Source organism: Aeromonas mytilicola subsp. aquatica, assembly GCF_044336385.1.
Lineage (GTDB): Bacteria > Pseudomonadota > Gammaproteobacteria > Enterobacterales > Aeromonadaceae > Aeromonas > Aeromonas rivipollensis.
Genome location: NZ_CP172298.1, coordinates 4,411,436 through 4,437,773, shown reverse-complemented (window position 1 = coordinate 4,437,773; position 26,338 = coordinate 4,411,436). Strand labels below are relative to the sequence as shown.

General features: G+C 61.9%; 21 protein-coding genes. 13 read left to right on the top strand and 8 right to left on the bottom strand.

Annotation, left to right across the window (positions count from 1 at the left end):
• Position 1 precedes the first annotated feature (1 nt).
• Entirely contained in the window at positions 2-1,747 is a 1,746-nt protein-coding gene (gene argS / locus ACFWHB_RS20350) for an arginine--tRNA ligase (protein ID WP_111910873.1), read from the bottom strand.
• 314 nt (positions 1,748-2,061) lie between these two features.
• Here argS and ACFWHB_RS20345 point away from each other — a divergent pair, with 314 nt between their 5' ends.
• The 3 genes from ACFWHB_RS20345 (at position 2,062) to ACFWHB_RS20335 (ending at position 3,980) form a co-directional block, all read left to right on the top strand.
• Entirely contained in the window at positions 2,062-2,628 is a 567-nt protein-coding gene (locus ACFWHB_RS20345; protein ID WP_025328694.1) for an LON peptidase substrate-binding domain-containing protein, read from the top strand.
• Between the two features lie 124 nt (positions 2,629-2,752).
• A complete protein-coding gene (locus ACFWHB_RS20340; RefSeq protein WP_025328693.1) occupies positions 2,753-3,322 on the top strand; it encodes a sigma-70 family RNA polymerase sigma factor in 570 nt (189 codons plus the stop codon).
• Positions 3,315-3,980, top strand: coding sequence for a ChrR family anti-sigma-E factor (locus ACFWHB_RS20335; protein WP_395949141.1), 666 nt, complete (start codon positions 3,315-3,317; stop codon positions 3,978-3,980). Before ACFWHB_RS20340 ends, ACFWHB_RS20335 begins: the two co-directional genes overlap by 8 nt.
• Before the next feature lie 64 nt (positions 3,981-4,044).
• Here ACFWHB_RS20335 and bacA read toward each other — a convergent pair whose 3' ends face one another.
• From bacA to galE, 6 genes are all read right to left on the bottom strand, one after another.
• A complete protein-coding gene (gene bacA, locus ACFWHB_RS20330; protein ID WP_106885514.1) occupies positions 4,045-4,860 on the bottom strand; it encodes an undecaprenyl-diphosphate phosphatase in 816 nt (271 codons plus the stop codon).
• 226 nt (positions 4,861-5,086) lie between these two features.
• Entirely contained in the window at positions 5,087-6,082 is a 996-nt protein-coding gene (locus ACFWHB_RS20325) for an aldo/keto reductase (protein WP_395950227.1), read from the bottom strand.
• 130 nt (positions 6,083-6,212) lie between these two features.
• On the bottom strand, positions 6,213-7,205 hold the full coding sequence (galM, locus tag ACFWHB_RS20320; protein WP_395949140.1) for a galactose-1-epimerase: 993 nt from the start codon (positions 7,203-7,205) through the stop codon (positions 6,213-6,215).
• Between the two features lie 48 nt (positions 7,206-7,253).
• Complete coding sequence (galK, locus tag ACFWHB_RS20315) at positions 7,254-8,402, bottom strand: galactokinase (protein WP_289987232.1); 1,149 nt, start codon at positions 8,400-8,402, stop codon at positions 7,254-7,256.
• On the bottom strand, positions 8,399-9,445 hold the full coding sequence (locus tag ACFWHB_RS20310; RefSeq protein ID WP_395949139.1) for a UDP-glucose--hexose-1-phosphate uridylyltransferase: 1,047 nt from the start codon (positions 9,443-9,445) through the stop codon (positions 8,399-8,401). The genes galK and ACFWHB_RS20310 overlap by 4 nt, the downstream gene beginning before the upstream one ends.
• Before the next feature lie 51 nt (positions 9,446-9,496).
• Positions 9,497-10,510: a UDP-glucose 4-epimerase GalE gene (gene galE, locus ACFWHB_RS20305; protein WP_395949138.1), complete on the bottom strand. Its 1,014-nt coding sequence runs from the start codon at positions 10,508-10,510 to the stop codon at positions 9,497-9,499.
• A gap of 217 nt (positions 10,511-10,727) precedes the next feature.
• On the opposite strand from galE, the gene ACFWHB_RS20300 reads away from it, so the two are divergent.
• From ACFWHB_RS20300 to ACFWHB_RS20275, 6 genes are all read left to right on the top strand, one after another.
• Positions 10,728-11,732 carry a substrate-binding domain-containing protein gene (locus ACFWHB_RS20300; protein WP_163148389.1) on the top strand — a complete coding sequence of 335 codons (1,005 nt, stop codon included), beginning with the start codon at positions 10,728-10,730 and terminating at the stop codon, positions 11,730-11,732.
• Between the two features lie 912 nt (positions 11,733-12,644).
• Positions 12,645-15,686 carry a beta-galactosidase gene (locus ACFWHB_RS20295; RefSeq protein WP_395949137.1) on the top strand — a complete coding sequence of 1,014 codons (3,042 nt, stop codon included), beginning with the start codon at positions 12,645-12,647 and terminating at the stop codon, positions 15,684-15,686.
• Positions 15,687-15,907: 221 nt separating this feature from the next.
• On the top strand, positions 15,908-16,894 hold the full coding sequence (gene mglB / locus ACFWHB_RS20290; RefSeq protein WP_111910882.1) for a galactose/glucose ABC transporter substrate-binding protein MglB: 987 nt from the start codon (positions 15,908-15,910) through the stop codon (positions 16,892-16,894).
• A 53-nt stretch (positions 16,895-16,947) separates the two neighbouring features.
• A complete protein-coding gene (gene mglA, locus ACFWHB_RS20285; RefSeq protein WP_041206573.1) occupies positions 16,948-18,468 on the top strand; it encodes a galactose/methyl galactoside ABC transporter ATP-binding protein MglA in 1,521 nt (506 codons plus the stop codon).
• 15 nt (positions 18,469-18,483) lie between these two features.
• On the top strand, positions 18,484-19,494 hold the full coding sequence (gene mglC, locus ACFWHB_RS20280; protein ID WP_395949136.1) for a galactose/methyl galactoside ABC transporter permease MglC: 1,011 nt from the start codon (positions 18,484-18,486) through the stop codon (positions 19,492-19,494).
• 58 nt (positions 19,495-19,552) lie between these two features.
• Complete coding sequence (locus ACFWHB_RS20275; protein ID WP_395949135.1) at positions 19,553-21,286, top strand: methyl-accepting chemotaxis protein; 1,734 nt, start codon at positions 19,553-19,555, stop codon at positions 21,284-21,286.
• 804 nt (positions 21,287-22,090) lie between these two features.
• Here the strand turns inward: ACFWHB_RS20275 and ACFWHB_RS20270 are convergent.
• Positions 22,091-22,267 (bottom strand): hypothetical protein, encoded by a 177-nt coding sequence (locus ACFWHB_RS20270; protein ID WP_234676364.1) that lies wholly within the window; start codon positions 22,265-22,267, stop codon positions 22,091-22,093.
• Between the two features lie 191 nt (positions 22,268-22,458).
• Between ACFWHB_RS20270 and ACFWHB_RS20265 the strand changes: the two genes are divergently transcribed.
• From ACFWHB_RS20265 to argF, 4 genes are all read left to right on the top strand, one after another.
• The gene (locus tag ACFWHB_RS20265; protein ID WP_395949134.1) at positions 22,459-22,671 is read left to right on the top strand and encodes a hypothetical protein; all 213 of its coding nucleotides are present in this window, start codon (positions 22,459-22,461) and stop codon (positions 22,669-22,671) included.
• A gap of 343 nt (positions 22,672-23,014) precedes the next feature.
• Positions 23,015-24,235 (top strand): arginine deiminase, encoded by a 1,221-nt coding sequence (gene arcA / locus ACFWHB_RS20260; protein ID WP_106885524.1) that lies wholly within the window; start codon positions 23,015-23,017, stop codon positions 24,233-24,235.
• Between the two features lie 62 nt (positions 24,236-24,297).
• The gene (gene arcC, locus ACFWHB_RS20255) at positions 24,298-25,224 is read left to right on the top strand and encodes a carbamate kinase (RefSeq protein ID WP_168236010.1); all 927 of its coding nucleotides are present in this window, start codon (positions 24,298-24,300) and stop codon (positions 25,222-25,224) included.
• 70 nt (positions 25,225-25,294) lie between these two features.
• Complete coding sequence (gene argF, locus ACFWHB_RS20250) at positions 25,295-26,299, top strand: ornithine carbamoyltransferase (protein WP_042650576.1); 1,005 nt, start codon at positions 25,295-25,297, stop codon at positions 26,297-26,299.
• The last annotated feature ends 39 nt before the right edge of the window (positions 26,300-26,338 follow it).

Below are 26,338 nucleotides of genomic sequence, written 5' to 3'. Positions count from 1 at the left end.
ATTACATGCGCTCCAGGGTGTGGATGCCCAGCACGCCCAGGCCCAGCTTGAGCACCTTGGCGGTGGCGGCGCACAGCAGCAGGCGGCTGTTGCGGGTCGCTTCGTCCACGCCGTCCTTGTTGATCGGGCAGGCTTCGTAGAAGGTCATGAAGTTGCCGGACAGCTCGTACAGATAGGTGCACAGCAGGTGCGGCATGCCCTTGTCCGCCACGCCGTTGACCGCGTCGGAGAACTGGATCAGCTTCTGGGCCAGCACCTCTTCGGCCTCTTCGTTCAGGGTCACGTGGCCGGTCAGGGCCTCGGCATCTATGTTCGCCTTGCGGAAGATGGACTGGATGCGGGTGTAGGCGTACTGCAGGTAAGGGGCCGTGTTGCCTTCAAACGACAGCATCATGTCCCAGTCGAAGATGTAGTCTGTGGTGCGGTTCTTGGAGAGATCCGCATACTTGACCGCGCCCATGGCGATGGCGTGCACCACCTTGGCCTTGTCTTCGGCGCTGAGATCGCTGTTGCGGCTCTCCAGCAGAGCGCTCGCGCGCTCTTCGGCCTCGTTCAGCAGATCGACCAGCTTGACGGTGCCACCGGAGCGGGTCTTGTAGGGGCGGCCGTCCTTGCCCAGCATCATGCCGAAGGCGTGGTGCTCGAGGGGCACGGATTCCGGCACATAGCCCGCCTTGCGGGTGATGGTCCAGGCCTGCATCAGGTGCTGGTGCTGACGGGAGTCGATGAAGTACATGACACGGTCGGCGCCCAGGCTCTCATAACGGTACTTGGCACAGGCGATGTCGGTGGTGGTGTAGAGGAAGCCGCCATCGCTCTTCTGGATGATGACGCCCATGGGCTCGCCATCCTTGTTTTTGAACTCGTCGAGGAAGACCACGGTCGCGCCTTCGCTCTCGACCGCCAGGCCACGGGCCTTCAGGTCGGCCACTATCTGGGGCAGCATGTCGTTGTACATGGACTCGCCCATGATGTCCTTGTTGGACAGGGAGATGTTCAGGCGGTCGTAGTTGCGCTGGTTCTGCTCCATGGTCATGTCGACCAGCTTCTTCCACATGGTGCGGCAGTACTCATCGCCACCCTGCAGCTTGACCACGTAGTTGCGGGCGCGCTCGGCGAAGGCTTCGTCTTCGTCGTAGTGACGCTTGGCCTGGGTGTAGAAGGCTTCCAGGTCCTTGAGCTCCATGTCGGAGGCGTGCTCGTTGGCCATCTTCTCCAGGTAGGCGATCAGCATGCCGAACTGGGTGCCCCAGTCGCCGATGTGGTTGGCACGCACCACCTTGTGGCCGAGGAACTCCAGGGCGCGGGCGGCGACGTCACCGAGGACTGTGCTGCGGATGTGGTGCACCGCCATCTCCTTGGCCACGTTCGGGGCGGAGTAGTCCACCACAACGGTTTGCGGGGTCGGCAGCTTCACGTTGGCGTTGGCACTGGTCACCATGGCTTCCACCTGACCGGCCAGCCAGCTCGGGTCGAAGAAGAAGTTGATGAAGCCGGGACCGGCGATCTCGACCTTGGCGATCAGATCGGAGGCGGGCAGGTGCTCTATGATGGCAGCGGCCAGCTCACGGGGGTTCTTGCGGGCCGGTTTGGCCAGCAGCATGGCCAGGTTGGTGGCCAGGTCGCCGTGAGCCTTCTCCTTGCATCGGTCTACTTGCACCCGGGCTTCCAGGTCGGCCGGCAAGACGCCCGCGGACTTGAGATTGGCTACCGTTTGTTCAAGTAGATGATGAATATGCTCTTTCATAACTGACCACCGAGGTTGCGCGTCGAAAAATGACTGACTGGATAAGGGCGTGAATTTTACCCGCATCGGGCCGAGAAAACTATAGGAATGGCCCGACCCCCTTGGGGTGGCGGATATTTCACTGCGTTTTTCACCACATTGCAGAATATTGATTTGAATAAGTGGTGGTTATCCATTTCTACTGCATATCGAAGCGGCTTGTCCAGGCTATTTTCCCCTGATTGTTAAGGGGTTATTTATTCCAATTTGGTCTGAATGATCCCGCGCCGTCTGGCGGTCGTATCCTTAGAGGAAGTCGCTAGAGGACGATCCCGATGACACTGGTGCTGTTTCCACTCTCCGCCCACCTGCTGCCCGGCGGCATAATGCCGCTGCGCATCTTCGAGCCCAGGTATCAGCGCATGATAGCCGAGGTGCGGGAGCGGGAGTTTGCGCTCTGCATGCTGGACCCCCGCCAGCCCGACGCCATGCGCAACATGTATCCCATCGCCACCCGGGTGCGGATCATCGATTTCGATCTGCTGCCGGACGGCCTGCTCGGCATCACAGTGCTCGGGGTGGAGCGGGTCAGGATAGTCGATCTGTGGCAGGAGCCTGACGGCCTGCGGGTGGGTGAGGTGGAGCCGCTGCCCCCCTGGCAGAGCGGCCGGCTCAAGGCCGACCAGCACACCCTGGCCAAGGCGCTGCAGGATGTGTTCAACGACTACCCGGAATACGCGGCCCTCTACCCCGAGCCCGACTGGGACGACGCCAGCTGGGTAGCCCAGCGCTGGCTGGAGGTGCTGCCCATCCCGGTGGAGCAGAAGCAGTGGCTGGTCGCGGCCAAGGATAACCAGCCCGCCCTCTCCCTGCTGAGCGGCCTGCTGGTCGCGAGCCACTGAATTCCCGTCCCCGGTGATCCTTTCGCCCCGCCAGCCGTAATGGTGATGACAGCAACACTCAAGGGATGGCGCAATGGCATATACTGGCCAATCACAATCGGCTCCAAGCAGGATATCGCCCCCCATGGACAACCCAGATGGCGATCTGACGTCTCTTCTCATTCGGGTGGCCGAACATGGCGACAAGGTCGCCTTCGCCACCCTGTTCCACCACTTCGCGCCGCGCATCCGCAGCTATGGGATGCGCCACCTCGGCAGCGAGGCCAACGCCCTCGAGCTGGTGCAGGAGACCATGCTGCTGGTGTGGCAGAAGGCTCGCCTCTATCACCCCGAGAAGGGGGCGCCGACCACCTGGATCTATACCGTCATGCGCAACCAGAGTTTCGACATGCTGCGGCGCCGTCGCGCCAGCAAGGAGGATCTCTGCGCCGAGGAGCTGTGGCCCCTGCTGGAGTTCAGGGCGGAAGAGGAGCACCTGAGCGGCGGGGAGGACGCCGTGCTGACCCGCCAGATGGCAGATTACCTCGCCACTCTGCCGGAGCCGCAACAACAGGTGGTACGCGGCATCTATCTGCAGGAGTTTTCCCAGCAGGAGCTGGCCGACAGGCTGGGCGTCCCGCTCGGGACCATCAAGTCCCGCCTCCGGCTGGCATTACAGAAACTGAAAGAGCAAGTGGAGCAAGGCCATGATTAAGACCCATCCGACCGAACTCATGTTGCGGGCCTTCGCCGCCGACGAGTTGCCCCTGCCGCTGGCCGTCGGTGTCTCTGCCCATTGCGAGCTCTGCCCCGAGTGTGCCGCCCAGGTGCAGACCCTTGAGGCCGAGCTGGCGAACCAGCTCCTGGCGCCGGCCGCGCCGGACCAGGGGCTGCCGGCCGGGCTCGACGCCATGCTGGCGGAGATACTGCAACAACCCGTGGCGGCCGTGGCCGAGCTAGCGCAGCAGGTGCGGCCGGCCCCCGAGTTGCGGGTCGCGGGCCAATCCTACCGGCTGCCACGGGTGCTGGCCCGCCACCATGCGCCCAAGTGGCGCCATGTGGGCGCCATTCGCCAGTACAGCCTGCCGCTCGACGAGATGGGGGCTCGCGCCAGCCTGCTCCATATCGAGGCCGGTGGCCGCATCCCCGAGCATACCCACAAGGGCTATGAGCTGACCCTGCTGCTGGCGGGCAACATGCAGGAGGGGGACATCTGCTATCAGGCGGGGGACTTCATCTGGCGCGACGCCAGTCACGCCCACAGCCCGCACACCCCGGACGGCTGCCTCTGCTACACGGTGCAGGACGCACCCGTCCACTTCACCAAGGGACTGTCTCGGCTGCTCAACGGCATCAGCCATCGCCTCTATTGAGTGCGGGCAGCAATAGAAAAAGGGACCTTAACGGTCCCTTTTTTCATCAGGCAATCCCTCGGGATCAGGCCACAAATACCAGGTAGACGGCGAAGGCCACCACGAAGCGGTAGATGGCGAACGGGATGAAGTCGAGGCGACGGATCAGCGCCAGGAAGGTCTTGATGGCGACCATGGCGACCGCGAAGGCGGTGACGAAGCCCACCGCAAACATGGGGAAGTCGGCCATGGAGAGGAAGTCGCGGCTCTTGTAGAGGTCCAGTCCGCTGGCCGCCATCATCATGGGCACCGCCATGATGAAGGAGAATTCGGCCGCCGCATGGCGGCTGATGCCCATCAGCATGCCGCCGCTGATGGTGGCGCCGGAGCGGGAGAAACCGGGCCAGAGCGCCAGGCACTGGAACAGACCTATGCCGAACGCCTGCTTGTAGCTGATGTCGTCCAGGGTCTCGGCGGTGACGGCTGGGCGGAACTTCTCGGCGATGATGAGCAGTATGCCGCCGGCCACCAGGGCATACATCACGGTTTCAGGGCCAAACAGATGGGCCTTGATCCAGCTGTGGATGGCCAGCCCGATGAGCACGGCGGGCAACATGCCGAGGATGATGTGCACCAGGGAGAGGGTGGCATGCCCAGGTGCCGGTTTCTGACCGAAATGGATGCCGATGAGGCCGAACAGCCGGCGCCAGAACATGACGACCACAGCCAGGATGGAGCCCAGCTGGATCACCACCTCGAAGGTGGCGGCCTTGGGGCCTTCGAAACCGAGCAGGTGGCCGACGATGATCATGTGGCCGGTGGAGGAAACGGGCAGAAACTCGGTCAGGCCTTCCACTATGCCCAGCACGAAGGCCACAAACAGGGCGTAGGATTCGGTCATGGTACAGATCTCTTGGTTGATGGGTCCGGATAAAATCAGCCCCGATCAGGGTCGGGGCGGCCAATGATGGCGGAAAATCACGCGGGCAACCAGAGATTATTGGAAGGGACAGTCGAACCCGCTAGGTGCCGCGCGGCCGGTGTCGTTTGTCTGCGGGTGGCGCGGGGCAGGGGCCGACAGTCCCCTGGTTCCGTCATCTTCTGACATGGTCAGCGGTATAGGCCCGTCATGCCAGCACCGCCAGGATCTGCTGCTGCAGCGCCTCTTCCAGCGGCGGCAGGGCCAGGGCTTCGACCGCGCTTACTATCTGCTGCGGGCTGCTGGCGCCGATCAGGGCGCAGCTCACCACGGGATCGCGAAGCACCCACTGCAATGCCAGCTGTGACAGGGGCTGCCCTCGTTGCTGCGCCAGGGCATGGAGGGCGCGGATGCGGGCCAGCTTGTCCGGGGTGATCTGGTCTGGCTGGAGGAAGGGGCTGGCGCTGGCGGCGCGGGAGTCCGCCGGGATCCCCTCCAGGTAGCGATCGCTCAGCAGGCCCCCCGCCAGGGGCGAGAAGGCGACCACCCCCACTCCCTGCTCGCGGCAGACCGGCAGCGTCTCGGCCTCGATGTCGCGCTGGAACAGGGAGTACTTGAGCTGGTTGACCAGGCAGGGGGTGCCGAGTTCGGCCAGCCGGGTCGCCGCCCTGGCGGCAAGCTCGGCCGGGTAGTTGGAGAGGCCGACGTAGAGCGCCTTGCCCTGACGCACCATGAGCGCCAGCGCCTGACAGGTCTCCTCCAGCGGGGTGCGGGGATCCGGCCTGTGGTGATAGAAGATGTCCACATAGTCGAGCCCGAGCCGGCGCAGGCTCTGGTGCAGGCTGGCAAAGAGGTACTTGGCGCTGCCGCCATCGCCGTAGGGGCCGTCCCACATCACATAACCCGCCTTGCTGGCGATGATCAGCTCGTCTCTGTAGGGGGCCAGACTGCGTTTGAGCACGCCGCCGAAGGTGGTCTCGGCGGAGCCCGGCGGCGGCCCGTAGTTGTTGGCGAGATCGAAGTGGGTGATCCCCAGATCGAAGGCCTGATGCACCATGGCCTTCACCCTGGCGGGATCGCTCCCGGCGCCGAAGTTGTGCCAGAGCCCGAGGCCTATGCCGGGCAGGCGCAGGCCGTGGCGACCGGCGGCTCTGTAGGGCTGGCGCTGGTAACGATCCGGCGCGGCGAGGTAGTGATCATCCATGTTCATCAAGACTCCTGAGTTGGCTCGGTGGACTGTCGTCAGCAAGAGAGGGTGAAGAATCCCACCTCTCCCCTTCATAAGAGGCGTCATAGCGCCTCCCCCTTTCGAAGGGGGAGATCGGTAGGGGGTCTTAGCCTGCGGGGATCAGGCGGTAACGGGTCTGGTGGTGATACAGCTGGCCCGGCAGCAGCCAGGGGTCGCCGAGCTCGGGCCGGTTCGGGCTGTCCGGCAGCTGTTGCGCCTCCAGGCAGAAACCGTCGTAATCCCGGTATGGTCGACCGCGGCGGTCCGGCGTGCTGGCCAGCCAGTTGCCGGTGTAGAACTGCAGGGAGGGTTGATTGGTATGGACCTCCATCACCAGCTGCTTATCCCCTGAGACCACCCTTGCCGCCAAGGCCTGTTCGGAGCCGTTCAGCAGAAAGGCGTGATCAAAGCCCTTGGCCTGCTGCTGTTGGGGGTGGCTCAGCCAATCCTGGCCTATGGGGCGTTCGGTACGCAGATCGAAGGGGCCCTCCACCGGCGTGATGGCGAGCGGCAAACCGCTCTGGTCGGTGGGCAGGAAGCGATCGGCATTGATACTGATGGCATGACTGCGAATATCAGAGTGCAGATCGCTGCCGCTTTGGTGGCCATCGAGATTGAAATAGGCGTGGCTGGTGAGGCTGACCGGGGTCGGCGCGTCCGTGCTGGCCCTGAAGTCGACCACCAGATCCTGCTGCTCCAGCCGATACTCCAGGGTCACCCGAAGGTTGCCGGGGAAGCCCTGATCTCCCGCCCTTGAGAGCAGGGCCAGCCTGACCCTGTCCGCCTCCCGTTCCTTTATCTGCCAGGGCTGACGATGGAATCCGGCTCGTCCGCCGTGCAGGCAATGGGGGGCCTGATTGGCGTCCAGGGACCAGCGTTCGTCCCCTCGCACCAGCTCGGCGCCGCCGATGCGGTTGGCAAAGCGCCCCGCCACCGCCCCCAGCCACACCTGCTGGGTGGCATAGGCTTCATCGGCGCAGCCCAGCAACACTTCACGGCGCACGCCGGCCACCGGCAGGCTGAGGGAGGTGAGGGTGGCGCCAAATTCGAGGCCGCGCAGGCGCAGCCCCTCCTCGTTTTCCAGTTCGAATGTCTTCATGGTTTGCCCGTTTCGATGGTCAGTGGCCTGTCACTCATGTGCTTCCCGTTAGAGCCTGCCGGCCCCGGCGCTGGCGCGGCAGACATAGCAGTCCGCCTTGAGGCCAAACCTGGCCGGATACTGGGCCTCGACCACGGCGATCACCTCGTCCACCTGCGCCGGGCGCAACAGGGCCACCACGCAGCCGCCGAAGCCACCCCCTGTCATGCGCACGCCGCCCTGGGTACCGATCTCTGCCTTGATGATCTCCACCAGGCCGTCGATGGCGGGCACGGTGATCTCGAAGTCATCCCGCATGGCGGCATGGGACTGGCCCATCAGCTCGCCGAGGCGCACCAGATCGCCAGAGGCCAGCGCCTCGGCGGCGGCCAGGGTGCGGGCGTTTTCCCCCACCACGTGGCGGGCACGGCGGTAGCAGGCTTCGTCCAGCCCGGCCTTGCCCGCTTCCAGCGCGGCCAGATCCAGGTCGCGCAGGGCCTTGACCCCGTAGTGACGGGCGGCGGTCTCGCACTGCTGGCGACGGGTGTTGTATTCGCTGTCCACCAGGCCGCGGCGCACGTTGGAGTTGACGATCAGCACCGCCAGATCTTCGGGCATGGGGATGAGGCGGGTCTCCAGGGAGCGGCAGTCCAGCAGCAGGGCGTGATCCCGTTCGCCGCTGGCGGAGATCATCTGATCCATGATGCCGCAGTTGCAGCCGACGAACTGGTTCTCCGCCTGCTGGCCGTTGAGGGCGATCTCGGCCTGGCTGATGTGAAGCCCCAGGGCCTCCTTGAAGGCCTGGCCTATGGCCACCTCAAGAGACGCGGACGACGACAGGCCTGTCCCCTGGGGCACGTTGCCTGAGACCACCAGATTGAGGCCGCGCAGGGCATGGCCACGGGCCTGCAGATGCTTGACCACGCCGCGAATGTAGTCGCTCCAGCGCTGATCCGGATGATGGGTGATGGGCTTGTCCAGGTCGAATAGATCCCGCTGGTTGCCGTAGTCGGCGGCGATCACGTGCACCAGGTTGTCGCTGCGCAGGCCGATGGCGACGCAGGTCTCGTAGTCGATGGCGCAGGGCAGCACGAAGCCGTCGTTGTAGTCGGTGTGCTCGCCGATGAGGTTGACGCGACCGGGGGCGCGCACCAGCAGGTCGGGTTGTTGCTCAAACTGCTCGGCAAACACGGCGCTGACGCGTTGGCTCGGGGTCATGGGGTCACCTCATTGGCTTTGTAATGAACGGGGGAGAGGGAGCGCAGGCGCTCGGCGGCCTGTTCCGGGGTCAGGTCTCGCTGGGTTTCGGCCAGCATCTCGAAGCCCACCATGAACTTGCGTACCGTGGCGGAGCGCAGCAGGGGCGGATAGAAGTGGGCGTGCAGTTGCCAGGCCTCGGGGCAATCCGACTTGGGCGGCGCGAAGTGCCAGCCCATGGAGTAGGGGAAGCTGCACTCGAACAGATTGTCGTAGCGGCTGGTGAGCTCCTTGAGCGCCACCGCCAGATCCTCCTGCTGCTCCTGGGTGAGACCCAGCAGGGAGGGCACATGGGCCTTGGGCAGCAGCAGGGTCTCGAACGGCCAGGCCGCCCAGAAGGGCACCACTGCCAGCCAATGTGTCGTCTCCACCACTATGCGGGATCTGTCCGCCAGCTCCCGCTCCACATAGTCCAGCAGCAGCGGGCGGCCGTGTTCGGCCAGCCAGTTGCGCTGGTGCTGCTCTTCGCGGGCGATCTCGTTGGGCAGGAAGTCGCTGCCCCACAGTTGGCCGTGGGGGTGGGGGTTGGAGCAGCCCATGACGGCGCCCTTGTTTTCAAAGACCTGCACCCAGTCCCACTGGCTCGACAGCTCGGCCACCTGGCTCATCCAGGTGCTGATCACCGCCTCTATGGCGGGCAGCGCCAGCTCGGGGAGTGTCTTGCCGTGATCTGGCGAGAAGCAGATGACCCGGCTGGTGCCGCGGGCGGCCTCCAGCTTGAGCAGGGGATCCTGCTGGCCGTCGGCGGCCGGGGTGTCCTGCATCAGGGCGGCGAAGTCGTTGGTGAAGACGAAGGTCTCCTGATAGTCGGGATTCTGGTCGCCGGTGACGCGCTTGTTGCCCGCACAGAGGAAGCAGTCCGGATCGTGGGACTGGCTCGGTGCCTGGCTTATTTTTTCGACCTGACCCTGCCAGGGGCGCTTGGCCCTGTGGGGGGAGACCAGTACATACTGGCCGGTCAGCGGGTTGAAACGGCGGTGGGGGTGATCAACAGGGTTGAACATCATCACTCCAATCAATGAGTTGAGAAAATCGTAACGGGCAGGCCGTCAGGCCTACTCCTCGTAACCGTTCGGGTTGGCGAACTGCCAGCGCCAGCTGTCGGCGCACATGGCCGCGAGATCCCGGGTGGCATGCCAGCCCAGCTCGCGCTCGGCCTTGGCGGGATCGGCCCAGCATTCGGCGATGTCACCCGGGCGTCTGGGTTCGATGCGACAGGGCAGGGGGCGGCCGCATGCCGCCTCGAACGCCGCCACCATCTGCAGCACGCTCTGGCCCTGGCCCGTACCCAGGTTGTAAGGGTGGACGCCGCCTCGCCCCGCACAGTGGGGCAGCGCCTTGACGTGCCCCTCGGCGAGATCCATCACATGGATATAGTCGCGCACCCCTGTGCCGTCCACGGTGTTGTAATCGTTTCCAAAGACCGAGAGGCAGTCACGACGGCCAATGGCCACCTGAGTGATATAGGGCATGAGATTGTTGGGCATGCCCTGGGGATCCTCCCCCAGGGTGCCGGACTCGTGGGCGCCGACCGGGTTGAAGTAGCGCAGCAGCGTCATGCTCCAGTGGGGTTCGGCGGCCTGTAGATCCTCGAGGATCTCCTCGATGATCAGCTTGGATCGGCCATAGGGATTGGTGGCGCTGCGCGGGAAGTCCTCCCGGATGGGGGTGCTGGCCGGGTCGCCGTAGACGGTGGCCGAGGAGCTGAACACCAGGTTGTGAACCCCGGCCCGCTTCATCGCCTGCAGCAGCACCAGGGTGCCGCTCAGGTTGTTCTCATAATATTCGAGGGGGATCCGGGTCGATTCGCCGACCGCTTTCAGGGCGGCGAAGTGGATCACTGCGTCTATCTGCTGCTCGGCGAAGATGCTGTCCAGCAGGGCAGGATCACGGATATCCCCCTGATAGAACTTGGGCATCTGCCCGCTGATGGCGGCGACCCGTGTCAGCACGGCGGCCTTGCTGTTGCAGAGGTTGTCCACCACCACGGGCTCCATGCCTGCCGCCTGCAAGGCCAGACAGGTGTGGCTGCCGATATAGCCGCAACCGCCGGTCACCAGTACTCTCATCCTCTTCTCCACCGTTCGTGCCTCACGCAAGGAAAGCCTGAGCAGGAGTCTAGCCGAGGGGCTGACGGACAAACTGTGAACTGGTTAACAAATATGTGGAAACGATTACACTTGTTTGTGTGGTTATAAATGCATCGACATGGCTTTTCCCCCTGTTATCAGTGACATTGCCCGGTATAATGGCGCCATATCGAACCGTGAAATAAGTGAAAACAGCATGAGCACCATCAAGGATGTCGCCCGTTTGGCCAATGTATCGGTGGCAACGGTTTCACGGGTGATGAACAACTCACCCAAGGCCAGCGCCGCCTCCCGCGAGGTAGTGCAGAAGGCCATGGCCGAGCTGGGCTACACCCCCAACGCCAACGCCCGGGCCCTGGTCAGCCAGACCTGCGACACCATGGGGGTGGTGGTCGGTGACGTGGCGGATCCCTTCTTCGGAGCCCTGGTCAAGGGGGTCGCCGCCGTGGCGGTGGAACAGGGGTTGCACCTGCTGATGGGTAATGGTTTTCACCGCGCCCAGCAGGAGCGGGAAGCCATAGATCTGCTGATCGGCAAGCGCTGCGAGGCGCTGGTGGTGCACAGCAAGGCGCTCAGCGACGAGGAGCTCATCGACTACGCCCTGCGAGCCCCCGGCATGGTGCTGATCAACCGCGACATCCCCAGCCTGAGGGGCCGCTGCATCGCCCTCAACAACCGGCAGGGGGCCGCCACCGCGACCCGCCATCTGCTGGAGCTGGGGCACCGTCACATCGCCTTCCTCAGTTCGGATCACGCCATCGAGGATGCCCTGCTGCGCCATCAGGGTTATCAGGATGCCCTGGCCGAGGCGGGTTTGAGCGCAGATCCCGAGCTGGTGGAGAGCGGCATGCCCAATGAGGAAGGGGGGGAGCGCGCCATGCTCAACCTGCTGGCCAAGGGGCTGCCCATCACGGCCGTGGTGGCCTACAACGACGCCATGGCGGCAGGGGCCATCTCGGTGCTGGCGGACAACGGCCTCAAGGTGCCGGAAGAGGTCTCTGTGGTGGGCTTCGATGACATCATCTATGCCAGATACTTGCGGCCCAAGCTATCCACCATGCGCTATCCCATCGAGCTCATGGCCGCCCAGGCCGCCAAGCTGGCGTTGCAACTCGCCGCCGGGGAGAGCGAGACGGTGCAGAGCCGGATCTACACCCCGACCCTGATCAACCGCCACTCGGTCGCGCCCGTCAGGCTCTGATCGCTGCGTCTTCTCGCCGCCGTCATGGCGGTGGGGTGAAGGCGGTAGAGGCGTGTTTACAGGCTCACGCTCTGCCCCCCCTTGCCGCTGTCATGGCGCTGGCGTGAAGGCGGCAGAGGCGTGTTTACAGACTTGCGCCTCTGCTAAGCGCCCTGGTCTCTGCTCAACCGCCACTCGGTCACGCCCGTCGGGCTCTGAGCGCTCTGCCCTCCTTGCCGTTATCATGGCGCTGGCGTGAAGGTGGCAGAGGCGTGTCTACAGACTTGCGCCACTGCTAAGCGCCCTGGTCTCTGCTCAACCGCCACTCGGTGGCGCCCGTCAGGCTCTGATCGCCGCATCTTCTCGCCGCCGTCATGGCGCTGGCGTGATGGCGGCAGAGGCGTGTTTACAGACTTGCGCCTCTGCTAAGCGCCCTGGTCTCTGCTCAACCGCACTCGGTCGCGCTCGTCGGGCTCTGAGCGCTCTTCCCATTTGCCGTTGTCATAGCGCTGGAGTGGGGGGCAGAGGCGCCGCTACACGCCCAGGTCCCTGTTCAATTGCCGCTTGATGGCGCCCGCCAGTCTCTGAACAATCGCATCCGGTGGTCCCCACAGCTCGGAAGGCTGTGTCTCCTTGCCGTCTTCTGACGGTGGATTGGAGGTAGTTGAGTGGCCGCCTCTGATAACACGCCTAAAGAGTACCTGTTCGAGGCCATCCATCTCTCTTTTTCCCCGATTTCCACGTCTGGATCGCCCTGTTTCAGCCTGCCTATCCGGCAGGGTGATCTTTTACTTTCATTTATCTTATTTTTACCCTGTTTTACTTAACAAAATCAGTGTAATCGTTTACATCTGTGTGAGCGAGATCGCCGATCACCGGGCAAAACTCCCCTACACTGCATGCGTTATCTGTTTCATGCAGGGAGAGAGAAGAATGCTCAGGGAGATAGTGGCCCGTCAGGACTGGCAGACCCAGGCGATTACATCGGTGAATCGTCTGCCTGCCCATACCCCCTTGTTCAGCTGGCGCAGCGAGGCCGATGCCCGTGCCGGGCTCCCTTCGCCCTCCCGCATGCTGCTCGATGGCGACTGGCGTTTCTCCTTCTTCGAAGCCCCTGAGCTGGTGCCAGAGGAGTGGCTGAGCGGGGATCTGCCCGGCGCGACCCCCATCCGGGTGCCCGGCAACTGGCAACTGCAGGGGTTTGATCGCCCCATCTACACCAACATCAAGTACCCCTTCCCCTGCGATCCGCCCCGGGTGCCGGCCGAGAACCCCACCGGCTGCTATTCCCGCGAGTTTGAACTGCCCGCCGACTGGCTGGCCAGCGGCCAGACCCGCATCATCTTCGATGGGGTGGACAGCGCCTTCCATCTGTTCTGCAACGGCCGCTGGGTCGGTTACTCCCAGGACAGCAGGCTGCCCGCAGAATTTGATCTCGGCGACTTCCTGCAGGCCGGTGCGAACCGGCTGGCCGTGCTGGTGCTGCGCTGGTCCGATGGCTCCTATCTGGAGGATCAGGACATGTGGCGCATGAGCGGCATCTTCCGCTCCGTCAGCCTGCTGCACAAACCCGAGCGCCGGCTGCTGGACGTGCGGCTGACCCCTGTGCTGGACGCCTGTTACCGGGACGCCCGCCTCAAGGTGGCGCTGCAGGTCAATGAGGGCGCCGGGCTGGCGGTGGAGGCCAGGCTCTATTTCGGCGAGACGCTGATCGCCGATCGGCGCCAGCCGCTCGGCACAGGCGCCATCGACGAGAAGGGCGCCTACCCAGACAGGGCCGAGCTGTGGCTGGAGGTAGCGGCGCCGCACAAGTGGAGCGCCGAGACGCCGCACCTCTATCGACTGACCCTGACCCTGCTGGATGAGCAGGGCGAGCCCATCGAGAGCGAGGCCCATGACGTGGGTTTTCGGGCGGTGGAGATCAAGGGCGGCCTGCTGAGGGTCAACGGCCAGCCGCTGCTGATCCGCGGCGCCAATCGCCACGAACACGATCCCGCCCTGGGCCATGTGGTGACCCCTGCCGCCATGGAGCAGGATCTGCGGCTGATGAAGCAGCACAACTTCAACGCGGTGCGCTGCTCCCACTACCCCAACCATCCCGAGTTCTATCGACTGTGTGACCGGCTCGGCCTCTACGTGGTGGACGAGGCGAACCTGGAGACCCACGGCATGACCCCCATGGGGCGGCTGGCGCAGGATCCCGCCTGGAGCAACGCCTTCCTGGAGCGGGTCACCCGCATGGTGGCGCGGGACTTCAACCACCCCAGCATCATCATCTGGTCGCTGGGCAACGAATCCGGTTATGGCCCGGCCCACGACGCCATGTATCAGTGGGTCAAACGGGCCGATCCGAGCCGGCCGGTTCAGTACGAAGGGGGCGGGGCCGATACCCCGGCCACCGACATCATCTGCCCCATGTATGCCCGCACTCATCAGGATCAATCCTTCCCGGCGGTGCCCAAGTGGGCGCTGGCCAAGTGGATAGGACTGCCGGACGAGACCCGACCGCTGATCCTCTGCGAGTACGCACACGCCATGGGCAACAGCCTGGGGGGTTATGCCCACTACTGGCAGGCGTTTCGCGATCATCCCCGCCTGCAGGGCGGTTTCGTGTGGGATTGGGTGGATCAGGGGCTCGACAAGCAGACCGACGATGGCCGCCATTTCTGGGCCTATGGCGGTGACTTCGGCGATATTCCCAACGATCGCCAGTTCTGCTGCAACGGCCTGCTGTTCCCGGACCGGACGCCGCATCCCGCTCTGTTCGAGGCGAAGCGGGCCCAGCAGCCCTTCGTGCTGACCCTGCAAAGCCGGCAGCCGCTCCGGGTCGAGATCCGCAGCGAATACCTGTTCCGCCCCACGGACAACGAGGTGTTGCGCTGGCAATTGCTGGAGGACGGTGTGGTGCTGAGCCAGGGTGAGTGCCCGCTCGAGCTGGCGCCCCAGGGCTGCGTGACGCTGACCCTGCTGGAGCGGCTGCCGGGCTTTGCCGCAGGCACCCTGGCCTGGCTGGATCTGACCATAGTGCAGCCCACCGCCACGGCATGGGCCGGGGCGGATCACGAGGTGGCGCGCCAGCAATGCATGCTGCCGACCCCTCTGGCCCTGCCTGTTACCCGGGCGCCCGCCTCATTGAGCGAGCAGCCGGACCACTGGCTGGTGCGTGCCGCAGGCAGCGAGTGGCGGCTGGACAAGGCCAGCGGCCGCATCAGTAGCTGGCAGAAACAGGGTCATGAGCGGCTGCGGGATGCCATCGCCGATCACTTCTACCGGGCACCGCTCGACAACGACATCGGCACCAGCGAGGCGGATCACGCGGATCCCAACGCCTGGATTGCCCGCTGGCAGGAGGCCGGGCTCAATGATCTGCAGCACCGCTGCCTCGGCCTGGAGGCTAACCCCGATAAGGGGACGCTGGTCGTATCCCACGGTTACTTCGTCGGGGAGTCGCTGCGGCTGCTGACCCGCTGGCATCACAGCTTCGGTGCCGACGGCGCCATGGCGCTGCGCATAGAGGTGGAGGTTGCCGCCGACATGCCGTCCCTGCCCCGCATCGGGGCCAGGCTCTGGCTGGCCGACGAGGTCGACGAGGTGAGCTGGCTGGGACGCGGTCCCCACGAGAACTATCCGGATCGTCAGCTTGCCGCCGACCTCCATCGCTGGCAATTGCCGATCTCGGCCCTGCACACCCCCTATGTGTTCCCGACCGACAACGGTTTGCGTTGCGATACCCGTCAGCTGCGCCTCGCAGAGGTGAGCATGGAGGGCAAGTTCCATTTCAGCGTCAGCCGCTACAGCCAGCAGCAGCTGGCCCAGGCCCGCCACCAGACCGATCTGGTGGCCCTGGGGGGATTGCACCTCTGCCTGGATGGTTTCCACATGGGTGTAGGGGGCGATGACTCCTGGAGCCAGAGCGTGCGACCCGAATTCTGGTTGCCGCCTGGAAGTTACAGTTGGAACTGTGTTCTACACTGAATCTGACGCCGATGACGAAAATGGATTCGTAAAGGTCTTTTAATTAGTTATCTTATTGATTTTAAAATGTTTTATGTCTATGTAACAGAGTGTAAACGTTTTCATTTTGTTGCCATGATCACAGACCGCCATACAACAAACTGATTACATTAGGCTGGCGCCAGTTCAAACGGTGTACAGCATTCCCTACAAAAACAGATATTAGAGATCGGAGCATAACAATGAAAAAACTCACGACAGTTGCCACCTTGCTGATGGGACTGATGGCGGGAGCCCAAGCCCAGGCCGATACCCGTATCGGTGTCACCGTCTACAAGTATGACGACAACTTCATGGCGGTAGTGCGCAAGGCCATCGAGAAGGAAGCGGCAGCCAATCCCGGTGTGGAGCTGCTGATGAATGACTCCCAGAATGACCAGTCCAAGCAGAACGACCAGATCGACGTGCTGCTGGCCAAGGGCGTGAAGGCGCTGGCCATCAACCTGGTTGACCCGGCGGCGGCCCCTGTCGTGATCGAGAAGGCCCGTGCGGACGAGATCCCCGTGGTGTTCTACAACAAGGAACCGAGCGCGGCCGACCTGGCCAGCTATGACAAGGCCTACTACGTGGGTACCGACTCCAAGGAGTCAGGCATCATCCAGGGCCAGCTGATCGCCAAGCACTGGAAGGCACACCCTGAGTGGGATCTGAACAAGGACGGCGTCATCCAGTTCGTACTGCTGAAGGGCGAGCCGGGCCACCCGGATGCGGAAGCCCGCACCACCTACGTCGTCAAGACCCTGAATGACGGCGGCGTCAAGACAGAGCAGCTGCACATGGATACCGGTATGTGGGATACCGCTATGGCGAAAGACAAGATGGACGCCTGGATCTCCGGCCCCAACGCCAACAAGATCGAAGTGGTCATCGCCAACAACGACGGCATGGCAATGGGTGCTGTTGAATCCCTGAAAGCCCAGGGCAAGAGCGCCATCCCGGTATTCGGCGTCGATGCCCTGCCGGAAGCCCTGGCCATGGTCAAGAGCGGTGCCATGGCGGGTACAGTGCTGAACGATGCGGCCAACCAGGCCAAGGCCACCTACGAGCTGACCAAGAACCTGGCTGAAGGCAAGCCGGCCGGTGAAGGCACCAACTGGAAGATCGACAACAAGGTCGTGCGTGTTGCCTACGTGGGCGTTGATAAAGACAACCTGTCCCAATTCGAGTAATTCCCCCCTCCAGGGCAAGGGAGATCCCCTTGCCCTTTTTTCAACCAGATGTGATGGCTGATATGACAACACGGCAACAATCAGAATGGCTGTTGGAGATGATTGACGTCAGTAAGAGCTTTCCTGGCGTCAAGGCACTCGATAATGTCAATTTACGGGTCCGTCCTCATTCTGTGCATGCGTTGATGGGCGAGAATGGCGCAGGAAAGTCCACGCTGCTCAAGTGCCTGTTCGGCATCTACGAGAAGGATCAGGGCAAGATCTTCTTCAAGGGCGAGGAGGTCAACTTCACCTCTTCCAAAGAGGCGCTGGAAAATGGCGTATCCATGGTGCACCAGGAGCTGAACCTGGTATTGCAACGCACCGTGATGGACAACATGTGGCTAGGTCGCTATCCCACCAAGGGCTGGTTCATCGACCACGGCAAGATGTATGACGACACCAAGCGCATCTTCGACGAGCTGGACATCGACATAGACCCCCGGGTCAAGGTCGGCACCCTCTCCGTCTCCCAGATGCAGATGATCGAGATTGCCAAGGCATTCTCCTATGACGCCAAGATCGTCATCATGGACGAACCCACCTCCTCCCTGACCGAGAAAGAGGTCAACCACCTCTTCAAGATCATCAACAAGTTGAAGGACAAGGGGTGCGGCATCGTCTACATCTCCCACAAGATGGAAGAGATCTTCCAGCTCTGTGACGAGATCACCATATTGCGGGATGGCCAGTGGGTGGCGACCCAGCCGCTCGAGGGCATGACCATGGATCAGATCATCGGCATGATGGTCGGTCGTGAGTTGACCCAGCGCTTCCCGGAGAAAACCAACCAGCCGAAAGAGGTGATCCTCGAAGTCGAGCACCTGACGGCCAAGAACCAGCCTTCCATCAAGGACGTGAGCTTCAACCTGCACAAGGGGGAGATCCTCGGCATCGCCGGTCTGGTGGGGGCAAAGCGCACCGACATAGTCGAGACCCTGTTCGGCATCCGCGATCACAGCGACGGTGTCATCAAGCTGCACGGCAAGGAGGTCGCCAATCGCAACGCCCATGAGGCGATCCAGAACGGCTTCGCCCTGGTGACGGAGGAGCGCCGCTCCACCGGGATCTACTCCCGTCTCGATATCGCCTTCAACTCCCTGATCGCCAACATGGACAGCTACAAGGGATCCATGGGGCTGCTCAGCGACAACAAGATGAAGAGCGATACCCAGTGGGTCATCGACTCCATGCGGGTCAAGACACCGACCCAGCAGACACAGATTGGCTCCCTCTCCGGTGGCAACCAGCAGAAGGTCATCATAGGCCGCTGGCTGCTGACCCAGCCGGAGATCCTGATGCTGGATGAACCGACCCGCGGCATAGACGTGGGCGCCAAGTTCGAGATCTATCAGCTCATTCTTGAGCTGGCGAAGAAGGACAAGGGCATCATCATTATCTCGTCCGAGATGCCGGAACTGCTGGGGATCACGGATCGCATCATGGTCATGAGCAATGGCCGGGTCGCGGGGATCGTCAACACCAAAGAAACTGACCAGAGCGAGATCCTGCGCCTGGCATCTCTGTACCTATAAAGACAGGAAGACATTATGGAGTCGGCTAAAAATTTCAATCTGATGCAGGCGCTCAAAGAGAACGCCATCTACTTGGTGCTGCTGGTGTTGCTCATGGTCATCGTGATCCAGGAGCCCTCCTTCCTCAGCCTCACCAACCTCAGCAACATCCTGACCCAGTCCTCGGTGCGGGTCATCATAGCCCTCGGGGTGGCGGGCATCATCATCACCCAGGGGACGGATCTCTCGGCCGGTCGTCAGGTCGGTCTGGCGGCGCTGATCGCGGCCACCATGTTGCAGGCGCTGACCAACGTCAACAAGGTGTTCCCCAGCCTGGGTGAAGTGCCCATTCCCGTGGTGATCCTGCTGGTGTGCGCTGTGGGAGCCCTGATCGGTCTGGTCAACGGCCTGATCGTTGCCTACCTGAACGTGACGCCCTTCATCACCACTCTGGGCACCATGATCATCGTCTACGGCATCAACTCCCTCTACTTTGACTCTGTAGGTGCCTCCCCGGTGGCCGGCTTCGACCCCCGCTTCTCCAGCTTCGCGCAGGGCTTTATCCGGATAGGGGGGTTCAAGCTTTCGTATCTCACCTTCTACGCGGCCATCGCCAGCGTCTTCGTCTGGGTGCTGTGGAACAAGACCCGCTTCGGCAAGAACATCTTCGCCATCGGCGGCAACCCGGAAGCCGCCAAGGTCTCCGGCGTCAACGTCGCCGTCAACCTGGTGATGATCTATGCCCTGGCCGGTGTCTTCTACGCCTTCGGCGGCATGCTGGAAGCGGGCCGGATCGGCAGCGCCACCAACAACCTCGGCTTCATGTATGAACTCGATGCCATCGCGGCCTGCGTGGTGGGCGGTGTCTCCTTTGCCGGTGGTGTGGGAACTGTCGCCGGTGTCATCACCGGGGTGCTCATCTTCACCCTGATCAACTACGGCTTGACCTACATCGGGGTCAGCCCTTACTGGCAGTTCATCATCAAGGGCGGCATCATCATTCTTGCCGTGGCCCTGGACTCCATGAAGTACGCCAAGAAGAAGTAAGCATTGGCAGAAAGGGCCGGGCATGTTCCGGCCCTTTCTATTTGGAGGGACCCACCCCATGCCATTCAAAGTCAAGATTAACGTCCTGCTGCTGCTCGCCATCCTGGTCACCATCGGCACCGCCTGGTTCAGCGTCAATCACTTCATCAGTGGCTACATCCGCACCCAGGCGACCCAGAACATCAACGAGCAGATCACCCTGGTCAAGGAGAAGCTGGCCGGTGACATCAACCAGAAGGTGCTGCTGGCGGCGAACCTCAACCTGGGGGTAACCAGCGTCAAGAAGGCGCTGCAGGAGACCGGCTTTCACAACATCGTCAAGCTGATCGGCGACATGGCGTTCGACGTGAACGGGGTCATCGACGACAAGGCCAGGGTTGAGGCTCTGCGCCAGCTGATCCCCGCCGCCAACAACCAGATCACCGTCAGCTCGCTGGAGCAGCTGGACGGCAAGCCGGTCATCTCCATTCTGGTGCCCCGGGGTGCCGATTCCGCCTACCTCTATTACCTCGACATGAGCGAGTTCAAGGAGTTGCTGGCAAAGGTGAGCGGGGAGGGGCGCTATTTCTCCCTGGCGGACAGTCAGGGCCAGGTGCTTTACAGCAGCAAACCACAGGGGGAGAGCGAGTCTCGCCCCAATCCGCTGGATATCCGTGGCAGCCAGTGGACCCTTACCGGCTATATCGATCTCGACTACATCCAGTCCATGACCCAGGCGCTCAACGGCAAGATAACCCTGGCCCTGCTCGGGGTGGCGGCCCTGGTGCTGGTGGTCTCCATGGTGGCCCTCAATCTGGCCTACCGCCCCATCCTCTCCCTGCGCGATCTGGTGCAGGAGTTGTCTCGGGGCAGCGGCGATCTGACTCGTCGGCTCGCGGTGACCAGCAAGGATGATCTCGGCCAGATCTCGGCCGGCATCAACCGCTTCATCGAGCGGCTGCAGGAGATGATGGGAGAGGTACGGGAAGCCAGCGGCCAGCTCAACGAAGGGATCTCGGGTCTGGCCAGGCAGACTGGCTCGGCCCAGGGGCTGCTGGCCGAGCATGTGCGGGAGACGGAGCAGGTGGTCACCGCCATCAACGAGATGAGCCGCACCGCCGTCTCGGTGTCGGAAAGCGCCGCCAGCACGGCCCAGCTGACCGGCCAGAGCCAGCAGCTCGCGAGCCAGTCGCGCCGGGTGGTGGATCAGGCCATGGCCAGCGTCACCGCCCTGGTGACGGAGGTGGAAACCACGGCCCATTCCATCGCCGCCATGCAGCAGGATGTGCAGCAGATTGGCTCCATCCTCGGGGTCATCGGCAGCATCGCCGAGCAGACCAACCTGCTGGCCCTCAACGCCGCCATCGAGGCTGCCCGTGCCGGTGAGCAGGGGCGCGGCTTTGCCGTGGTCGCCGACGAGGTGCGCTCCCTGGCGGGCCGTACCCAGCAGAGCACGGCCGAGATCCAGACCATGCTGACCCGGTTGCAGCGGGGGACCCAGACTGTGGTGGCCGCCATGGGCAACACCCGGCAGAGCTGTCAGGATGCGGCAGAGAACACCAGCAAGGTGAATGCGTCGCTGGATCTGATGGCGGGGGAGGTGGTGGAGATCAACGATCTCATCAGCCATATCGCCACAGCGGCGGAGCAGCAGAGTGCGGTCGCCGAAGAGATCAACCGCAACATGAGCGCCATCGCCGAGGTGATCACCCAGCTAAAGGGCAATGGCGAGCGGACGGTTGAGAGTTCGACTTCAATGCAGCACACCTATGACAGGCTGCGGGAGATAGTGGGACACTTCCGGCTGGAGTAAGGTCGGTTGGACTGGTCGTGGGCACCCTGGCCGCTGGCGCCAGGGTGGCAGCTCACAGGGAAAGCGTGAAAAATTCCCAAAAAAAGATGGGGGCGACTTGCGTCGCCCCCGATAGTCTTATCGCTCATATCCTTGAACGAAGTTGCTCCCTGCAATCCCTGACTATACCTCTTCCTTTAGGTTTCCCCTTCCCAATCCTTTGGGGTGTCCTTTAGCCATCATGGCCTGACGAGTCATCCGTTCCCGTCGCACTTTCTCCGTCCTGGGAGGTGTCCTTTACCACATCCTGTGGTGAGTCCATTTGCCCAACCCTGGCAGCCAGTCTTCCTGACCGACTTCATTGCGTCCGTGCAGGAGTAACTATAAGGATTTCCCGGGGGACGACAATGGCATGTTGAAAAACGTTTTTTCGAAACTCGTTTCTCGAGAAATGATAATGATGTTATTTCGTTGTAAATCATATCGTTGTTGTTTTTAAGTGCGCTTTTTTGCTCCAATCTTCCGACTATGGCGAGAATTTTTGAGGCGCTTGGCTTACGCCTGCTATGGCGAATATCTTACAGCTCGTTTAACTGAGGTTCAGAAAAGTCACCAGGGTCAGAGTCGATCGCAGATAGGCGAGCCGGGGCCGCCAGCATCCAGGGTCAGAGGCACCTGTGCCAGGACGGGTTGAGGGGGAACACAGAGGGTCGCATGGGGTTGCTGGCCGGAAGCGGCTAAAAGGAGCGGGCTTATCGGGGGAGGGGTATGCCGGTGTGGGGAACTGACAACCCAGGAGGAGGCGTCCTCCCCCTGGGGACAGTATCAATGGTGCTGCTGGCCGCCATGCTGTTGGCACAGGTAGGCGGGGAGCAGCTTCTGGGGGGCCTGGTCAACATGGCACACCACCAGCGGTATGGCGGGAGCACCCTGGGCCTGAACCAGGGTCGGGGTCATGGGCAGAACCAGGGCGACCAGCAGAAACAGCGATTTGATCTTCATGGTTATCTCCTTGGTGATAGAAAATAGCGTGATCCTGATCACTTTCTGAGTTAAGGCGAACCCGGGAGTGGCGCAAGGTGGCGCAATAAATTCAACTAATGAAAAAACTTTAAAACCGGGATGCAATGGCGCTGGTGAGAAAAGCATCGCCAGGATGCGCCCAGAATGCATATCCATATAAAGGAGATGCGATGAGCACCCTGATACGGAGGGCTGCCCGTGCGGGTTGGCGCCGATGCCATGATCTGGGACAAGAGATGGATTATTCAGGCGAAGGGATGAAGATGACTATTTATGTGGTGAGTGGCGGGCGTATTTATGAGGATAAATGCATGGATGAACGTATAAAATTCAAACAAAAAATAAAAACCAGACATGCTCATGATTTTATTGGTTATTTTTAATTGATCATATCCATTTGTAGATATCCGTCATGAATGAAAACGGTATCCCGGTGAAATAAAACCTGCCCTTATTGCGTCGTTATGCGGCAGGCGTTAATGAGTAAATGTCATTTATGTAAACTCCATCATAAATTAACTCCTGATTTTATTCAGTCTCGAGTGAATGTGATCAATGTCTAAGTTTGTGGTGATTGCTAGTCCTAACCTCTGTCACGAAAGGCAAGGGCAGGATAGAACACAAGCCGAGTACCCTACATAAAGAATATCCCGCCTTAGCCACGAGCCAGAATAGAAGGAATCTATTCAATCACTCGCAGGGACCACTGCTAGACGGAATATAATCATGAGCAAATTTTATGTAGGTTCTGAAGTTGGCCAATTGCGCCGCGTCATGCTGCACCGCCCCAACCTCAGTCTGAAGCGCCTGACCCCTTCCAACTGCCAGGATCTGCTGTTCGATGACGTCCTGTCCGTTGAACGTGCCGGTCAGGAGCACGACAAATTCGCTCAGGTACTGCGCGATCAGAATGTCGAAGTCTTCCTGCTGACCAACCTGCTGGCCGAAACCCTGGATGTGCCGGAAGCCAAAGCCTGGCTGCTGCAACACCAGGTCTCCGATTATCGCCTCGGCACCGCACTGGCCAATGACGTGCGCTGCTTCCTGGCTGACATGCCGCACCGCGAGCTGGCCCGCATCCTCTCCGGTGGCCTGACCTACTCAGAGATGCCCTTCAGCGGCGTCAACATGGTAGTGGGCATGCACGCTCCGACCGACTTCATCATAGAGCCGCTGCCCAACCACCTCTTCACCCGTGACACCTCCTGCTGGGTTTACGGTGGCGTCTCCATCAACCCCATGGCCAAGGCCGCCCGTCGCCGCGAGACCAACCATGTGAAGGCCATCTACCGCTGGCACCCGCAGTTCGCCGGTCAGGACTTCATCAAGTATTTCGGTGACGAGGATCGTGACTACGACAACTCCACCATCGAAGGGGGTGACGTCCTGGTCATCGGCCGTGGCGCCGTGCTCATCGGCATGTCCGAGCGCACCACGCCGCAAGGGGTGGAACACCTGGCCCGCGGCCTGTTCAAGCACGGTCAGGCCAAGCAGGTCATCGCCATGCAACTGCCGAAACACCGCAGCTGCATGCACCTGGACACCGTCATGACCCACATGGACATAGACACCTTCTCCGTCTATCCGGAAGTCATCCGCAAGGATGTGAACTGCTGGAGCCTGACTCCGGGCGGCGCCACCGGCATGAACATCAAGGAAGAGGGTTACTTCGTCACCGCCATCGAGAAGGCGCTGGGCGTGGATCAGCTCAAGCTCATCACCACAGGTGGTGACAGCTTCGAGGCCGAGCGCGAGCAGTGGAACGATGCCAACAACGTGCTGACAGTGCGTCCCGGCGTGGTGGTGGGTTACGAGCGCAACACCTACACCAACGAGAAGTACGACAAGGCCGGCATCACAGTGCTGCCCATCCCGGGTGAAGAGCTGGGACGTGGTCGCGGCGGCGCCCGCTGCATGAGCTGCCCGATGGAACGTGACGGCATCTGACAAGACGGCGTGGCGCCGGCAGAGGCTGGCGCCACACACACCAAGACTCGAGAGTAACACTCATGAAAAAACCAACTGTCGTCGTCGCCCTGGGTGGCAATGCCCTGCTCCGTCGTGGCGAGCCCCTTGAAGCCGACATCCAGCGCAAGAACATAGCGACCGCCGCCAAGACCATCGCCCGGATCGCCGAGGAGTACAACGTGGTGCTGGTGCACGGCAACGGCCCGCAAGTCGGCCTGCTGGCCCTGCAGAACAGCGCCTATACCAAGGTCTCTCCCTATCCCCTGGATGTGCTGGGCGCCGAGTCTCAGGGCATGATCGGCTACATGCTGATCCAGGAGCTGAAAAACCTGATGCCGAGCCGCAACGTCACCGCGCTGCTGACCCAGGTGCAGGTCGATCCTGAGGATCCCGCCTTCGCCAATCCGACCAAGTTCATCGGCCCCGTCTATGAGGAAGCCGAAGCCCGCGCCCTGGCGGCCGAGAAGCAGTGGAGCGTCAAGGCCGACGGCAAGTTCTTCCGCCGCGTGGTGCCGTCCCCGCTGCCCCAGCGCATCGTCGAAGGCGACGCCATCGAAACCCTGATCGCCCAGGGCCACCTCATCATCTGTACCGGTGGTGGCGGCATTCCGGTGACCTGGGATGGCCAGTGCCTGACCGGCATCGAAGCGGTGATCGACAAAGACATGTCCGCCGCCTACCTGGCCAGACAGATCAAGGCCGACGCCCTGCTGATCCTGACCGATGCCGATGCCGTCTACCTGGATTGGGGCAAGCCGACCCAGCACCCGCTGCGGGTCACCAGCCCGGATGAGCTGGCTGGCGTCAAGTTCGATGCCGGCTCCATGGGGCCCAAGGTCGAAGCCTCCTGCGAATTCGTCAAGGCAACCGGCGGCATGGTCGGGATCGGTTCCCTGGAAGATGGCCTCGCCATCCTCAAGGGGGAAGCTGGCACCAATATAGTCGCCACCCATACCGTGAATGCTTGAGTCGTTGAATCACTGCGTAGTTAACAACACTGCCCGAATTGGTCTGACACAAATATAGAGAGAACTCATCATGGCTTTTAATCTGCGTAACCGTAACTTCCTGAAACTGTTGGACTTCACCCCACGCGAAATCCAATACATGATCGACTTGGCCATCGACCTGAAAAAAGCCAAATACGGTGGCTATGAGCGCAAACACCTGACCGGCAAGAACATCGCCCTGATTTTCGAGAAGACTTCCACCCGTACCCGCTGTGCCTTTGAAGTGGCGGCCTTCGACCAGGGCGCCCAGGTCTCCTACCTCGGCCCAAGCGGTTCCCAGATCGGTCACAAGGAGTCCATGAAGGACACCGCCCGTGTACTGGGTCGTATGTATGACGGCATCGAATACCGTGGCTTCGGTCAGGAGATAGTCGAAGAGCTGGGCGCCCATGCCGGTGTACCGGTCTGGAACGGTCTGACCAACGAATTCCACCCGACCCAGATCCTGGCGGACTTCATGACCATGCTGGAGCACGGCAAGGGCAAGCGTCTGGATCAGATCAAGTTCGCCTACCTGGGTGATGCCCGCAACAACATGGGCAACTCCCTGATGGTCGGCGCCGCCAAGATGGGCATGGACATCCGCCTGGTTGCCCCCAAGGCCTTCTGGCCGGAAGAAGAGCTGGTCGCCAAGTGCCGCCAGATCGCCGAAGAAACCGGTGCGCGCATTCACCTGACCGAAGACGTGAAAGAGGGCGTGCTGGGTACCGACTTCCTCTACACCGACGTCTGGGTTTCCATGGGTGAAGCGAAGGAAGCCTGGGATCAACGGGTGAAACTGATGACCCCCTATCAGATCAACATGGACGTCATCAACGCCACCAAGAACCCGGATGTGAAGTTCATGCACTGCCTGCCGGCGTTCCACAACGATGAGACCACCATGGGCAAGGAAGTGGCTGACAAATATGGCATGAAGGGTCTGGAAGTGACCGAGGACGTGTTCGAATCCGAGCACAGCATAGTCTTCGACGAGGCCGAAAACCGGATGCACACCATCAAGGCAGTGATGGTGGCTACGCTGGGCGACTAAGGTCGCAGTAGTGGTGCCGGGGGGTGACCCCCGGCTTTT